This is a genomic window from Actinomyces massiliensis 4401292, assembly GCF_000269805.1.
In the GTDB taxonomy this organism is placed as follows: domain Bacteria; phylum Actinomycetota; class Actinomycetes; order Actinomycetales; family Actinomycetaceae; genus Actinomyces; species Actinomyces massiliensis.
The window spans coordinates 689,671-703,373 of sequence record NZ_JH711482.1 but is presented as its reverse complement, the minus strand read 5'-3'; the positions used below and the strand labels follow the sequence as shown (position 1 = coordinate 703,373).

General features: G+C 67.1%; 15 protein-coding genes and 2 tRNA genes. 9 read left to right on the top strand and 8 right to left on the bottom strand.

Annotated features, from left to right (window positions below; translation table 11 throughout):
• Nucleotides 1–9: 9 nt before the first annotated feature.
• A complete protein-coding gene (locus W5W_RS0111485) occupies nucleotides 10–357 on the top strand; it encodes a DUF3039 domain-containing protein (protein WP_017195492.1) in 348 nt (115 codons plus the stop codon).
• The gene (locus tag W5W_RS0111480) at nucleotides 354–2,171 is read left to right on the top strand and encodes a DEAD/DEAH box helicase (protein ID WP_017195491.1); all 1,818 of its coding nucleotides are present in this window, start codon (nucleotides 354–356) and stop codon (nucleotides 2,169–2,171) included. Before W5W_RS0111485 ends, W5W_RS0111480 begins: the two co-directional genes overlap by 4 nt.
• 80 nt (nucleotides 2,172–2,251) lie before the next feature.
• Here the strand turns inward: W5W_RS0111480 and W5W_RS0111475 are convergent, their stop codons facing one another.
• Complete coding sequence (locus W5W_RS0111475) at nucleotides 2,252–3,637, bottom strand: nicotinate phosphoribosyltransferase (RefSeq protein ID WP_017195490.1); 1,386 nt, start codon at nucleotides 3,635–3,637, stop codon at nucleotides 2,252–2,254.
• A gap of 90 nt (nucleotides 3,638–3,727) precedes the next feature.
• On the opposite strand from W5W_RS0111475, the gene clpS reads away from it, so the two are divergent.
• The 5 genes from clpS to W5W_RS0111450 all read left to right on the top strand — a co-directional run bounded on the left by clpS (nucleotide 3,728) and on the right by W5W_RS0111450 (nucleotide 7,136).
• Entirely contained in the window at nucleotides 3,728–4,072 is a 345-nt protein-coding gene (gene clpS / locus W5W_RS0111470; RefSeq protein WP_008732878.1) for an ATP-dependent Clp protease adapter ClpS, read from the top strand.
• The gene (locus tag W5W_RS0111465; RefSeq protein ID WP_017195488.1) at nucleotides 4,072–4,764 is read left to right on the top strand and encodes a DUF2017 family protein; all 693 of its coding nucleotides are present in this window, start codon (nucleotides 4,072–4,074) and stop codon (nucleotides 4,762–4,764) included. Before clpS ends, W5W_RS0111465 begins: the two co-directional genes overlap by 1 nt.
• Nucleotides 4,765–4,807: 43 nt before the next feature.
• Nucleotides 4,808–5,710 carry a glutamate racemase gene (gene murI / locus W5W_RS0111460; protein ID WP_034499022.1) on the top strand — a complete coding sequence of 301 codons (903 nt, stop codon included), beginning with the start codon at nucleotides 4,808–4,810 and terminating at the stop codon, nucleotides 5,708–5,710.
• A complete protein-coding gene (locus W5W_RS0111455; RefSeq protein ID WP_017195486.1) occupies nucleotides 5,707–6,522 on the top strand; it encodes an MBL fold metallo-hydrolase in 816 nt (271 codons plus the stop codon). The genes murI and W5W_RS0111455 overlap by 4 nt, the downstream gene beginning before the upstream one ends.
• A gap of 74 nt (nucleotides 6,523–6,596) precedes the next feature.
• The gene (locus W5W_RS0111450) at nucleotides 6,597–7,136 is read left to right on the top strand and encodes a DUF3054 family protein (protein WP_017195485.1); all 540 of its coding nucleotides are present in this window, start codon (nucleotides 6,597–6,599) and stop codon (nucleotides 7,134–7,136) included.
• 76 nt (nucleotides 7,137–7,212) lie between these two features.
• Here W5W_RS0111450 and rdgB read toward each other — a convergent pair whose 3' ends face one another.
• Nucleotides 7,213–7,899, bottom strand: a complete 687-nt coding sequence (rdgB, locus tag W5W_RS0111445; protein ID WP_017195484.1) for an RdgB/HAM1 family non-canonical purine NTP pyrophosphatase — start codon at nucleotides 7,897–7,899, stop codon at nucleotides 7,213–7,215.
• Nucleotides 7,896–8,717 carry a ribonuclease PH gene (rph, locus tag W5W_RS0111440; RefSeq protein WP_017195483.1) on the bottom strand — a complete coding sequence of 274 codons (822 nt, stop codon included), beginning with the start codon at nucleotides 8,715–8,717 and terminating at the stop codon, nucleotides 7,896–7,898. The genes rdgB and rph overlap by 4 nt, the downstream gene beginning before the upstream one ends.
• A 264-nt stretch (nucleotides 8,718–8,981) precedes the next feature.
• On the opposite strand from rph, the gene W5W_RS16725 reads away from it, so the two are divergent.
• The gene (locus W5W_RS16725) at nucleotides 8,982–9,656 is read left to right on the top strand and encodes an excalibur calcium-binding domain-containing protein (RefSeq protein ID WP_017195482.1); all 675 of its coding nucleotides are present in this window, start codon (nucleotides 8,982–8,984) and stop codon (nucleotides 9,654–9,656) included.
• Between the two features lie 22 nt (nucleotides 9,657–9,678).
• On the opposite strand, the gene W5W_RS0111430 is transcribed toward W5W_RS16725, so the two are convergent.
• The 5 genes from W5W_RS0111430 to pip form a co-directional block, all read right to left on the bottom strand.
• Nucleotides 9,679–9,760 (bottom strand) — tRNA-Leu (locus tag W5W_RS0111430).
• Nucleotides 9,761–9,840: 80 nt separating this feature from the next.
• On the bottom strand, nucleotides 9,841–10,317 hold the full coding sequence (gene bcp / locus W5W_RS0111425; RefSeq protein WP_017195481.1) for a thioredoxin-dependent thiol peroxidase: 477 nt from the start codon (nucleotides 10,315–10,317) through the stop codon (nucleotides 9,841–9,843).
• A 139-nt stretch (nucleotides 10,318–10,456) separates the two neighbouring features.
• Nucleotides 10,457–10,720 carry a hypothetical protein gene (locus W5W_RS16355; protein WP_154650332.1) on the bottom strand — a complete coding sequence of 88 codons (264 nt, stop codon included), beginning with the start codon at nucleotides 10,718–10,720 and terminating at the stop codon, nucleotides 10,457–10,459.
• Nucleotides 10,721–11,138: 418 nt separating this feature from the next.
• A tRNA-Lys gene (locus W5W_RS0111410) sits at nucleotides 11,139–11,212 on the bottom strand.
• Nucleotides 11,213–11,333: 121 nt separating this feature from the next.
• Nucleotides 11,334–12,398 (bottom strand): prolyl aminopeptidase, encoded by a 1,065-nt coding sequence (pip, locus tag W5W_RS0111405; protein WP_029574284.1) that lies wholly within the window; start codon nucleotides 12,396–12,398, stop codon nucleotides 11,334–11,336.
• 150 nt (nucleotides 12,399–12,548) lie between these two features.
• Here pip and W5W_RS0111400 point away from each other — a divergent pair, with 150 nt between their 5' ends.
• Complete coding sequence (locus W5W_RS0111400) at nucleotides 12,549–13,469, top strand: ATP-grasp domain-containing protein (protein ID WP_029574283.1); 921 nt, start codon at nucleotides 12,549–12,551, stop codon at nucleotides 13,467–13,469.
• Nucleotides 13,470–13,703 lie beyond the last annotated feature (234 nt).

The following is a 13,703-nucleotide window of genomic DNA, read 5'->3' as shown; positions in this document are numbered from 1 at the left end:
ACTGACTCCATGAGCGAGCCCTTTGCACCCACGATCGGAGTCTCCAGCGACCCGGATGCTCAGCCGAGTCAGTCGGTCGGGACCGCCGTCCTCGAGCGCGAGGAGCTCCAGTCCACTGACGACGGCGATGCCGACCGTTTCGCCCACTACGTGCGGAAGGACAAGATCGCCGCGGCCTCCACCACCGGTCGTCCGGTGGTCGCTCTGTGCGGCAAGGTGTGGACTCCCGGACGGGATCCGTCGAAGTACCCGGTGTGCCCCACCTGCAAGCAGATATACGAGACGATGAAGCCCGGCGGCGGCAAGGGAGACGGTTCCCGCTTCCCGCGCTTCCCCTTCTCGAGAGGCGGTCGGTGAGTCCCGCGCGAGGCTCTCGGGCGCAGCATCACCCGACCCAGCCATCCATTTTCGCCGCCGAGAATCTGTCTCCGGCCTATCCTCAGCGCGCCGCCTGGGGGACATCGCGACCGCTGCGGGCCTGGCAGGCGGCCGCGCTGGAGAAGTACCTGGCGGATACGCCAGAGGATTTCCTGGCCGTGGCCACACCGGGCGCGGGGAAGACGACCTTCGCCCTGCGTATCGCCACTGAGCTGCTCGCCGCTGGCGATGTCCACAAGGTCACCGTCGTGTGCCCCACCGAGCACCTGAAGTACCAGTGGGCCGAGGCGGCCGCTCGCGTCGGCATCCATCTGGATCCCTCCTACACGAATTCTCAGGGCGCGCTGGGCTCGCGCTTCGATGGGGCGGCCGTGACCTACGCTCAGGTCGCCGCCAACGTCAGGCTTCACCGCAGCCGTACTGACTCGATTCGCACTCTGGTGGTTCTTGATGAGATTCACCATGGTGGAGACGCGCTGAGCTGGGGCGATGCCATCCGTGAGGCGTTCACGCCGGCTCGCCGTCGGCTCGCCCTGACCGGGACGCCCTTCCGCTCCGACGAGTCGGCCATTCCGTTCGTGCGCTACGTCGAGGAGGCCGGTGGCGCCAAGCGCTCCCGAGCCGACTACTCCTACGACTACGCCGACGCCCTGCGGGACGGGGTCGTGCGCCCGGTCATGTTCATGACCTACTCAGGCGACATGCGCTGGCGCACCAAGGCCGGTGACGAGGTGGCGGCGAGATTGGGGGAGCCGCTGACCAAGGACCTGGAGGCTCAGGCCTGGCGGACGGCCCTCGATCCCTCGGGGGAGTGGATCCCCGCGGTTCTGGCTGCAGCCGACCAGCGCCTGAGCGAAGTGCGCCGTCAGGTGCCCGACGCCGGCGGACTCGTCATCGCCTCGGATCAGAGCTCCGCCCGTGCTTATGCGAAGCGGCTTCGTGCCATCACCGGCCAGGCTCCCACCGTGGTGCTGTCCGATGACGCCGGTGCGTCCAGTCGCATCGAGACCTTCGCTGCGAGCGAGGACCGCTGGATGGTGGCGGTGCGGATGGTCTCCGAGGGCGTGGACGTGCCCCGCTTGGCGGTGGGCGTCTACGCGACCTCTACTGCGACTCCGCTGTTCTTCGCCCAAGCAGTCGGTCGTTTCGTCCGCTCGCGTGCCCGAGGGGAGACGGCCTCGGTGTTCCTGCCCTCAGTCACGCCCCTGCTGGGGCTGGCGGGCGAGATCGAGGTGGCCCGCGATCACGTTTTAGGCGGCGCCAGGCCCACTGACGAGGATTCGCTCTTCGCCCCCGAGGACCGGCTCGTAGCCGATGCCAACAAGGAGGAGAAGGCCTCGGATGACCTGCTGGGCGCTTTCGAGGCCATGGACTCCACCGCTGAGTTCGACCGGGTCCTGTTCGACGGCGGTGAGTTCGGCACCGGCGCCATGGTCGGCAGTGTCGAAGAGCAGGAGTACCTCGGTCTGCCCGGTCTGCTTGAGCCGGAGCAGGTGACGGCCCTGCTGCGTCAGCGTCAGGACAAGCAGATCAAGGCCCAGAAGAAGCAGGCGGCTGCGGCGGCGCAGCGCCGGGTCAACTCCGGCGTCGATGATGCCCGACGACGGGCCGCCGCCCGTAAAGAGCTGAGCAAGCTCGTCGCTGCCTGGGCCCGCCGTTCCGGTCAGCCCCATGGCGTTGTGCACACCGACCTTCGCCGTGTGTGCGGTGGTCCGGAGGTGGCCCAGGCCTCTACCGAGGAGATCGTCAAGCGTGTGGAGACCCTGCGCCGGTGGTTCGTCGGCAAGCGTTGAGAAGGGGCTGATGGGGGCTTGCGGTGCGATGCGCCGCAAGCCCGTGGGGCGCATCATGCGGCACAGGGCTGTGCTCGCGCTCAGCCCTGCAGGGGGCTACGGCCATCGAGGTCCAGGTGACGCGTCGGCACCGCCGGCTCGCCCTTGCTCAGACGCCAGGCGTCGTAGGGCAGTTCAGCCCGTGAGACCTGGTGCCGCTCGGCTGCAGCGGCCAGTGCCTGCGGACCCCGGTGTTCTTCGACGATGACGCCGTTGCACACCAGGTCGATCTGCAGCGGGCGGGCCTTGGCCTCGCTCAGGGCCGCCAGTGCTTCATCCTGCTCTCGAGCCGATATCACGAGCTCTTCGACGGCGGATCCATCGGCGCCCGCTACACGGCCGGCCCACTTGCGCCCGCCGACAGTCGCCTTGCCCCCCTCGGAGAACTTGGCGACCTGGTGCATCTGACCATCGGATCCCGCTCGTTCGACGAGCTTGTAGACCAGGGCGGCGGTCGGGCGGCCGGAGCCGGTGACCAATTTTGTGCCCACGCCGTAGGAGTCCACCGGGGCGGCGCCGAGGCCGGCGATCGCGTACTCGTCCAGATCGTTGGTCACTGTGATCTTCGTCGTTGTGGCACCCAGGGCGTCGAGCTGGGCGCGCACCTTGAAGGCCTCGGCGACCAGATCTCCGGAGTCCAGGCGCACCGCTCCGAGCTCGCCCCCGGCGTCGCGGGCGGCCTTGACAGCGCGCTCCACGCCGCGGGCGATGTCGTAGGTATCGACCAGGATCGTGGTACCCGCTCCGAGACTGGCCACTTGGGCTGCGAAGGCGTCCTCCTCCGAATCGTGCAGCAGGGTGAAGGAATGCGCCGAGGTGCCGACCGTGGGAATTCCGTAGCGCATGCCGGCCTCGAGGTCGCTGGTGCCGACGAAGCCGCCGACGACGGACGCACGGGCCGCCGCGACCGCTGCCTGCTCATGGGCCCGCCTGGCTCCGAAGTCCACACAGGGGCGACCGTGCGCTGCAATCGTCATGCGGGAGGCCGCCGAGGCGACGGCGCAGTCGTAGTTGTAGATCGACAGGGCCAGGGTCTCCAGGATGCAGGCCTCGGCGAAAGTGCCCTCGACGGTGAGCAGCGGCGAGCCTGCGAAGTAGCACTCGCCCTCGGCGTATCCGCGGATCGTGCCGGAGAAACGATAATCGCGCAGGTAATCCAGAGTGGTGTCATCTACGACGCCGGCGCTGTGGAGGAAGTCGATCTGGGCACTGGTGAACACGAAGTCCTCGACGGCGTCCAGGAGGCGGCCCGTGCCGGCGACCACGCCGAAGCGGCGGGAGGACGGCAGTCGCCGCCCGAAAAGCTCGAACACGCTTGCCCGCTCGGCGGTTCCCGAGCGGAGCGCCGCTTGAAGCATGGTGAGCTCGTACATGTCGGTGAGCAGGGCTGTGGCGGGAGCCGCCGGGGCGAGTGCGGCGCGCTGCATGGCTGTCATGGCGCATAGCCTATCCCGGAGTTGGAATCCGGGGCGCGGAGCACCTGCCCCGCTTCCGTCCCGGCCGCTACGCTGGTGCCCATGTCCAGTGCGCCGCATGTTGTCGAGCCTGACGTTCAGGAGCGCGCACGCAGTGCTGTCCATTCCCTGTGGCGCACGGTCGTCCACGACGATCCGGTCAACACCATGGATTACGTGACCTGGGTATTCCACTCATATTTCGGGTTCCCGGTGCCACTGGCGCGCCGGCGCATGCTGGAGGTTCACACGCTCGGGCGCGCCACAGTATCCACTGGCGTGCGCGAGCGCATGGAGGTCGATGTCACCGCCATGCACTCCTACGGCCTGCGCGCCACCCTCGAGTCCGTCGGAGACGGTGCTGACGGTGCCGGCGGTGCTGACGGTATCGACCGAGGCGGGTCCTGATGCGCGGCTTCGCGGCGTCGGCCGACGGCTGGCAGAGTCACCTGGAGACCTGGGAGCGCGAGTATCTCGCGGGTCTGTTCGAACAGGTCGCCGTGCTGCTGATACCCGGCGATCCTGCTGCCCCGCACAGGAATCAGGGCGACAACGAGGAGCCCGGGCAGTCGGAGCCGCGGCGCGGGGAGAGCGCCCATGACGGTGATGTTCTCGCCGCTTTGGACTTCGACCCGGCTCCGCATGGGCCTTCCGATTCACGTGCTCCGCTGTACTCGGCATCCGCTCTGCCCGCGCTCACTCCCGTCATCAATGCGCTTCTGCCGGACGCCTCCGAAGACCCGGAGATCGCTCTTGAAGTGGCGGACCTCACGCGTGAGCGCCTGCGCGACTTGAAGCATGAGCGTCTCGAGACCGTCATCACCGAGCTGCTGGAGCCCACTGGTGCCGGCGGTGCTGTCAGGATCTCTCGCGGGCATGAGCAGGAGTGGCTGGGTGCACTCAACGATGTGCGGCTCGTGCTGGCGCAGCGGCTCGACATCGACGGGCCCGAAGCCGCTGAGGAGGCCCATGCCATCGCTTGGGAGGGCGCCCCCGAGGATGAGGACGATGACGCTCGTTGGCGCCGTGGCATTGCCCTGTCATACGACATGCTCACCTGGTGGCAGGAATCACTGGTAGCTGTGCTGCTATACGGCTGAGCCGCCGCCTAGTCTCGGGTGCGTGAATGACGCGCCGATCGGGATGCTCGACTCCGGAGTTGGAGGCCTGACCGTTGCGAGGGCCGTGCTCAATCAGCTGCCCGGTGAGCAGATCCTCTACATCGGTGACACGGCCAACACCCCTTATGGTCCCAAGACCATTGATGAGGTCCGCTCCCTGGCGCTCGGAATAATGGACGAGCTCGTCGAGGCCGGCGTCAAGATGCTGGTCATCGCCTGCAACACCGCCTCTGCCGCCGTTTTGCACGATGCCCGGCGCCGCTACACCCTGGAGAGGGGAGTTCCCGTCGTCGAGGTGATCCACCCCGCGGCCCGCGCTGCCGCTCGCGTGACCCGCAACGGTCGTATTGGGCTGATCGCCACCCAGGGCACCGTTGATTCGCGCGCCTACGCGGATGCTCTGGAGGCCGTCCCCGGCGTCGAGCTCTTCTCGGAGGCCTGCCCGCGCTTCGTCGACTTGGCCGAGCGCGGCGTCACCACCGGCCCCGAGGCGCTCACCACCGCCGAGGAGTACCTGGCTCCGGTCAAGAGCGCCGGTGTGGACACCCTCATCCTCGGATGCACCCACTACCCGCTGCTCATCGGTCCGATCTCCTATGTCATGGGGGAGGACGTCACTCTGGTGACCTCGAGCGAGGAGACCGCCAAGGACGTCTACCGGGAGCTCGCCCGGCGCGATCTGCTGCGCGATCCCGGTGCCGCCCCGCCGCATCACGAGTTCCGTGCGACCGGAGATCCCGAATCGTTCGTCGTGTTGGCGCGCCGCTTCCTGGGCCCCGAGGTCAGACACGTCTCACGGACGTCCTCGGCGTTCGAAGGGGCGAGCGTGCACGGCTGTCCTGAAACCCCCGCCTCTGCCGCCGGTTCCGCCGGCGATCATGTTCCTCCCCTGGACCCCACAGAATTGAGCAAGGATCCCGTATGAAGCTCACGATCATCGGCTGCACCGGAAGCATGTCCGGACCCGACTCCGCCGCCTCCTCCTATTTGGTGCAGGCCGATGGTGCGGGCCCCAATGGCGAGGTGCGGACATGGTCAGTGGTCCTCGACATGGGGCCCGGAGCAATGGGGCAGATGCTGCACTACCTCGACCCGGCTGATTTGGACGCCATCGTGATCTCTCATTGTCACGCCGATCATGTAGTCGATCTTGTGGGTATGCACGTGTTCCGCCGCTGGAACCCGACCGGGGCGCTGGGGCCTGTGCTCACGCTGGGGCCGAGTGAGCTGTCCAAGCGCCTCAACGGCGTGGATGGCGCTCCGCCGGAGGAGACATATGCGTCCGAGTTCTCCTTCCGCACCGCCACCGTCGGTCAGGCGGTGCAGGTCGGTCCAATGACGATCACCCCATATGAGGCGCTTCATCCGGTTGAGGCCTACGGCTACCGCATTGAAGGGCCGGGACAGGATGGTCGGGGAAATGTCAGCCTCGCCTTCACCGGGGACACGGATCTGTGCGACGGCATGGAGGCCATGGCCGACGGAGTTGATCTGCTGCTGTCCGAGGCCGCCTTCTTGGAGGGGCGCGACACCTATCGCGGGATGCACTTGACCGGCAGGCGCGCTGGTGAGCTCGCCGCCGGTGTGAGCGGCAGGGGCGGGCGAGCACCTGTGGGCAGTCTCGTGCTGACCCACATCCAGCCGTGGACTGATCCCGCCGACGCCCTCAAGGAGGCTGCCGAGGTCTACTCCGGTCCGCTTGAGGCCGCCATCGCGGGTGCGAGCTGGGAGATATGAGCGAGGCCATGGCCGGCTGTACGCACCGGTGAGCGGGCGGTTCGCGCGGTGGGACGCGGCGGTAGGCTGAGCCGGTGGTCGCACAGCAGGATGGTCGCACGGGACTGACCTACGCCCCGCTGGTTCCCGACGGGCCGGACCGTCCCTGGACCCGGGGGCGCCGCACCCGGTGGTGGCTCGTCGTTCCCGTCGACCTGGTCGCGGCGGTGCTCGTGGCCTTCTTCGCCGCCGCCTCGTTGCACGACTTCTCCCGGGCACCTGCACTGGTCGCCTGTACCACGGGTGCCACCGTCCTGGCGTGGGCGGTGGCCTGGGGCGTGCGGCGTGGACGTGATCACCTGGAGGTCCTGTGGCCCGAGGGCGGGGGCGTCGTGGGCGTCACCTGGGGGGCGTGCGTGGCGGTGCACGACCTGACCGGCGGTGGGGCGATCATCTCCTTCTCCCTCATGATGCTGGCCTTCCTGGTCGTCTTCCAGGCCGGGTGGCGCTGTCTGTACGGCTTCGCCAAGGCTCATGACTCGCTTGTGCCCAAGCCGGTCCAGCGCCGCCTCGAGACCCAGGCCCACCTCGAGACCCAGGCCCACGGTGAGGTGGGCGATTCCGGAACCGGCTGATTCGGCGAGGTCGGTCCGCTTCCGCCTCGAGATCGGTTTCACCGTGTGCAATCGTCCGGCGCTGTGGGGGAGGGCGTCAGCGACTCAGCAACTCAGCCAGTACCGGGGCCAGAGCGCGCAGTGCCTGGCCCCGATGGGAGATCGCATTCTTCTCCGCAGAACTCATCTGCGCTGTCGTCCGGCCGGCACCGCCCGGTGCGTCCTCCTGGACGGGCACGAAGATCGGGTCGTATCCGAAACCGCCCTCGCCCCGAGGCTCGCCCAGCAGCCGGCCCTCCATGGAGCGCTCGATTCTTGTGACGGTGGGCCGGTGATCCGGTCCAGGTCCTGGAGCGGCCAGCACCGCCGCGCAGGTGAAGCGCGCCGTACGGTTCGGATCCGCGATAGCACTGATCTGATTCAGGAGAAGACGCAGGTTGCCCGCATCATCACCGTGCCGTCCGCACCAACGGGCTGAGAAAATGCCGGGGGCGCCGCCGAGTACGTCCACGCACAGGCCCGAGTCGTCGGCGACGGCGGGAAGCCCGGTGGCCCGCATGAGAGCGCAGGCCTTGATCTCCGCATTAGCGGCGAAAGTCAGTCCGTCCTCGACGGGCTCTGGCACCCCCAGCGAGGCGGCCGAGATGATCGCCTGCGAGTCCAGGTCGGGCACCAGCGGAGCAAGAATCGCCTGCAGCTCGGCCAACTTGCCGGGATTGTGGGTGGCTAGGACCAACACCGCTTCGTTGGGCGCAGTCGCTCCCGCGAATGCCTGTTCACTCACGGGGTCTCCTGCCCGGCGTCGTCGTGGGTTGAGACGGTGAACGGCTCTTGTGCTGGACCGGCCAGCGCTCGCGCCTGCAGTGCCGCCAGTTCAGTATTGCCCTTTGCCGCCAGGTCCAGCAGCGCGCACAGTTCGTCGCGGTTGAAGGGGATGTGCTCAGCTGTGCCCTGCACCTCGACGAAGTGACCGTCACCTGTCTGGACGACGTTCATATCGGTGTGGGCGCGCACGTCCTCCTCGTAGGGCAGATCCAGGCAGGGGACGCCGTCGATGATGCCGACGCTGATCGCGGACAGCGAGTCCGACAGAACCGGTTTTCCGGCTCGTGGCTTGATATGCCTCTTGGCGGTGCCCCAGGCAACGGCATCGGCCAATGCCACATAGGCGCCGGTGATGGCTGCGGTGCGAGTGCCGCCATCGGCCTGCAGGACATCGCAGTCCAGGGCGATCGTGTTCTCGCCCAGCGCGGCGACGTCGATGACGCCGCGCAGGGACCGCCCGATCAGGCGGGAGATCTCGTGGGTGCGGCCCCCGACCTTCCCGCGCACCGACTCCCGACCGCTGCGCTCGGAGCCGGCACGGGGGAGCATGGCGTACTCGGCGGTCACCCAGCCCTCGCCGCTGCCCTTGCGCCAGCGCGGCACGCCTTCGGTGAATGAGGCCACGCACAGCACACGGGTGCGGCCGAACTCGATAAGGACCGACCCCTCTCCGTGGTCCAACCAATTCCGGGTGATGGTGATGGGGCGCAGCTCATTGGCTGCGCGTCCGTCCTTGCGGGGCTTCTTGAGAGGCTTGCGGGGCTCAGTGTCAGTCACGGCGCCAGGCTACTCGTCGGGCGGGAAGCGGGAGGTCTGTCTGCGCACTGTGAGCACTGAGCGCTGGGCCCTGATGGGCCCTGATGGGCGCTGACAGATCCTGGCGGGGTCCAGAGCCGGGCGGTCCCGCGGGGCTGAGAACCAAGGATGATGACTCTGAGTCACCGTATGGTCACAACTATGACTTCTGCGTCATTTCCGGGAAAAGCGGGGGTATACCTAAAGGGCGTTTTCGCATCCCCCACTCTCCCAAAGGAGCCCATCGTGGCGACTGTATCCCGATCCCAGAAGTCCGCCTCATGGCGACCGAGCGCAGTGCTGTCCGCCGGCAGCTGGCTCATCGCCCTGGTCATAGCCCTCGCTCCGATACTCGCCGGTTGTGAGGACTCTTCCGCCCACGAATCCTCCTCAGCGAGCCCCACTGCCACGACTGCCACGACCCCTGTCATGATCGAGGTCCCGGACGTCGTCGGTATGAAGGGCGACGCCGCGGCAGTCGCACTCAAGGAGGCCGGGCTGACCAGTAGTCCGAGTTACACGGATGCGGATGGCGAGGATTCCGTATGGAACTCGAGCGACTGGTCCGTGACCTCGCAGGACCCGGCGGCCGGCGAGCGGGTTCCGGCGGACCAGGCGATCACGCTGACGGTCAACGATGACTCCGCCGAGGCTGCCGCTTCTGCCAGTGCTTCGGCGTCTGCCGCCGCGGCTGAGGCCTCGGCATCTGCTGAGGCCTCGGAGCAAGCCGTTCAGGACGAGCCCGCTCAGCCCGAAGAACCGGCCCAGCGGCCTCAGCAGGATCCGAAGAAGTCGACCAGCACGTACTACGCGAACTGCACAGAGGCGAAGGCCGCCGGTGCCGCCCCGATGTACGAGGGCGATCCCGGCTACCGGTCCGGCCTGGACCGCGACCACGACGGGATCGCCTGCGACAAATGAGGTGACTGACGTCGGGAGTCAGTGCGCAAGAAGGGACTCGAACCCTCACGCCCGAAGGCACCAGAACCTAAATCTGGCGCGTCTGCCAATTCCGCCACTCGCGCTGTGCGGCTCACCCTACCGCTTCTGGAACCTGCGATGTTTCCGAAGAGCCCGGAGGGTGAGTGCGCGTGAGTGCGCGCTGTCAGTCGATGCCGAGCTCCTTGCGCAGACGGGCGACATGGCCGGTGGCCCTGACGTTGTAACGAGCCAGCCGTACAGTGCCATCGGAGTCCACCACAACGGTGGAGCGGATGACTCCCGTGTAGGTGCGCCCGTAGTTCTTCTTCTCGCCCCAGGCGCCCCACTCCTCCATGACCCGGTGCTCGGGGTCGGACAGCAGCGGGAAGGGCAGCGACTGCTTGCGTGCGAAATTGGCCAGCGCGCGCGGGGAGTCGGGGGAGATCCCGACGACGGCGTACCCGGCGGCCGCCCATGCTGCCAGGGAATCGCGGAAATCACAGGCCTCCTTGGTACAACCCGGTGTGGAGGCCCTGGGGTAGAAGTAGACGACGACGCCGTGCTCGGCACCGCGTCTCAAGGTTGTCAGAGAGACGTCGGCGCCGGCCGCGTCGGGCAGGGTGAAATCAGGGGCCGTGTCTCCGACGGCGAGCTGAGGCATGGCGTCCTCCTCATAGAGCGGGTTCCGAGGCGATTCCGGATCGGCTGCAGAGGAAACGGGACCACTCGACGCCATTCGGAGTGCCGAGTGGTCCCGCCCATTGCCGTGATCCGGGACCGGATACTGATTGTGACTCGTCTCAGGCCGCCAGCGCCAGCGCTTCCTGTGCGGCTTGGACTCGTTCAAGAGCTCGCTCGAATCGCGAGGGGGACACGGCGGCACTCAGTGAGCTCAGCTCGGTACGAGCGGCTGTGAGCTCGCGCTCGGCGGCTTCGCGTCGTCCTGGCGCGGTCATCTTCTTCTGCATGATCATCTTCTCCTTCTCCTCGTGGTCCTCATGCGGACCCTTCTGCGCCGGGCGGAGTGCAGGTGAATCCTGCGACCCGGCGGGTGGGGTGCCCATCGCGCTGATGAGGCGGCGGGCCCCGGTGGTCAGAGGCGGCAGAGAGCCGTGACCGAATCACTGCGGTGCCTGTGACCGACGCAAAGACGAACGCTCTGGGAGGTGGAAGTCATTCCCTGAATTCAGGGAGAGGCGGGATGCACAAAGAGCCGAAGAGCGCTAGCACTCAAGGAGTACTAAGGAATACTTCGGTCGTGCAGCGCCGCACACTACCTGTTTCAGCGGGAGCGGGACCCGCAGACACATCTGGCCTGGAGTCCCACCTCGTCCGTGCGTGGTACCCCCTCAGGGACTCGAACCCTGGACACCCTGATTAAGAGTCAGGTGCTCTGACCAACTGAGCTAAGGGGGAATGGTTGTATTTGGTTGTGATGTCGTCATTGCTGCGTCACTGCGTCGCTACCGTGCCCGGTAACGGTACCCCCTCAGGGACTCGAACCCTGGACACCCTGATTAAGAGTCAGGTGCTCTGACCAACTGAGCTAAGGAGGCATGTGCCTGGCGACGGAGGAAAACTTTACTTCCCGATGGCTGGAGTGTCCAATCCTGAAACGCGGAATCGCCCTGTTGTGCGGGAAGTCTCAGGTGATGGGTGCGCCGTCCGTTCTTGCGGCTACCCGAGTGCGGCGGCGAAGCGATCCGTGGCGGCGATGAGTGAGGAGAGGATCTCCGGTTCGGCGAAGGAGTGCCCCGACGTCGGGCAGATGCGCAGCTCGGCCTGCGGCCAGGCGCGGTGCAGGGCCCAGGCCGTTCCCGTGGGGCAGCACATGTCGTAGCGGCCCTGGACGATGACGCCGGGAATGCCGTGCTCGGCCAGTGTGCGGGCGCCTGCGAGGAGCTGACCGTCCTCCATCCACCCGCGGTTCGTGAAGAAATGGTTCTCGATGCGGGCGAAGGCGAGCGCGAAGCCCGGGTCCTGAACCTCGTCGATATGTGCCTGGTCGCGCAGAAGCGTGGAGGTCGCCGCCTCCCACGTCGTCCAGGCGATGCCCGCGGGGCCGTGGACGGCGGGGTCGGAATCGGACAGCAGCTCGTGGTAGCGCTCGATATAGCCGCCTGGACGCACGTCCTGGCCGGCGGCGGCGACATAGTGCTCCCACTCATCGGGCCAGACCATGTCGGCGCCGCCCGCCTCGTAGAACCAGTCGAGCTCGCGCTTGCGCAGCGTGAAGACGCCGCGCAGCACCAGGGCGAGCACCCGCTGCGGATGGGTCTGGGCGTAGGCGAGTCCGAGGGTGGAGCCCCACGAGCCGCCGAAGACGAGCCAGCGCTCCACCCCCAGGTGCTTGCGCAGCGCCTCCATGTCGGCCACCAGGTGCCAGGTGGTGTTCGTTGATAGATCGGCGGTCGGCTCGCAGGCGCTGGGCAGGGAGCGCCCGCATCCGCGCTGGTCGAACAGGATGATGCGGTAGCGCTCGGGATCGAAGAGGCGGCGATGGTCCTCCGAGCAGCCCCCTCCCGGACCGCCGTGAACGAAGACTGCCGGGATCCCATGAGGATTCCCACAGGTCTCCCAGTACACCCGCTGGCCGTCGCCGACGTCGAGCATGCCCGAGGCCGTCGGCTCGGTAGGCGGGTAGAAGCTCCGCAGGGAGGGTCTGGATGACCTGGATGATGATGAGGCCGACTCGGGCGGGCGGGGAGGCGCCGTCGTGAAGCTCGCAGAGGAGGCTGTCATAGGTGAATTGTGGCACCGATCGGTGTGGCTGCGCTGCGACCGCGGGCCTGTGCGGCCGCGGTCCTGAAGGAGGCGGGCCGGGCTGAGCTCCGACTGGTGTCACAGGACGGCCATTCACGCCAGTGGGATCGGCCGCGGTACGGTGGGGCCGTGACCAGCCCCATCGTGACGCTCGCTACTTGCGCCGACTATCCCACGCTCGATGACGACGACCGCGGCCTGCCCGACGCGCTGCGGGATCGGGGTATCGAGCCGCGAGTGGCCGTATGGAACGACTCCTCGATCAACTGGGACGACGCCGGTGTGGTCGTCCTGCGCTCGGTTCGCGACTACGCCAAGAAACGCAACTACACCAACTTCTTGTCATGGTCCCGGTCGGTGCCGCGCTTGGCCAATCATCCCGATGTCGTGCAGTGGAACTCCGACAAGCACTACCTCTCCCGGCTGGCCGAGTTCGGGGTCCCCATGATCCCGACGACCTGGCTCGAGCCCAGCGCCGGGTACTCCAAGCACCAGGTTCATACGCGCTTCCCGGCGCACGGCGACTTCGTCGTCAAGCCCGCGGTCTCCTCAGGTGGGCGCGGGACCGGTCGCTACACCGCCACGGATGCGCGGTCGCGTGCGGATGCGATCAACGACACCGTCCATCATCTCGGGCGGGGCCGGTCGGTCATGGTGCAGCGCTATCTCGAAGAGGTCGACCGCAGGGGCGAGCTCTCACTGGTCTACTTCAATGGCGTTCTGTCCCATGCAGTGGAGAAGGCGCCCATGCTCCACCCTTCCTTCCGCTCCGCCGACGAGGTGCACGAGGAGATCGTCACGGCCCGTGAGCCCAGCGAACAGGAGTGGCTGTGGGGGGAGCGCGTGCGCAAGGCCATCCATGGTCTGATCAAGGAGCACTCGGGACGCGATATCCAACTCCTGTTCGATCGCGTAGACGTCGTCGCGGATGGGAAGGGGGGCTTCTACCTCATGGAGGTCTCGCTCATCGACGCGGGCCTCTACCTGGGCTCCACACCCGATGCCCTGGACAATTTCGCCGATGCCATCGCTCAGCGCGTCTTCTGGTGAACCGACTCGGATGCGAGAGCGAGCGGGTCGGGCGGACTGACTGCCGCGGATTCGCGGTGAAGGTCTCCGATCATTGATCAACCTTCTGAGCTTGATCTAGCGATATCAACCTCAGAAGGTTGATGTGTGGTTATCGTTGCGTCGTCCCCGTGTCATGTACGTGCTCACTATCGATCAAGCGCGCAGCCGCCACTCTCCGGATCGAGTGCCCGAGCTTCTAGCCGTGCTTTCCGA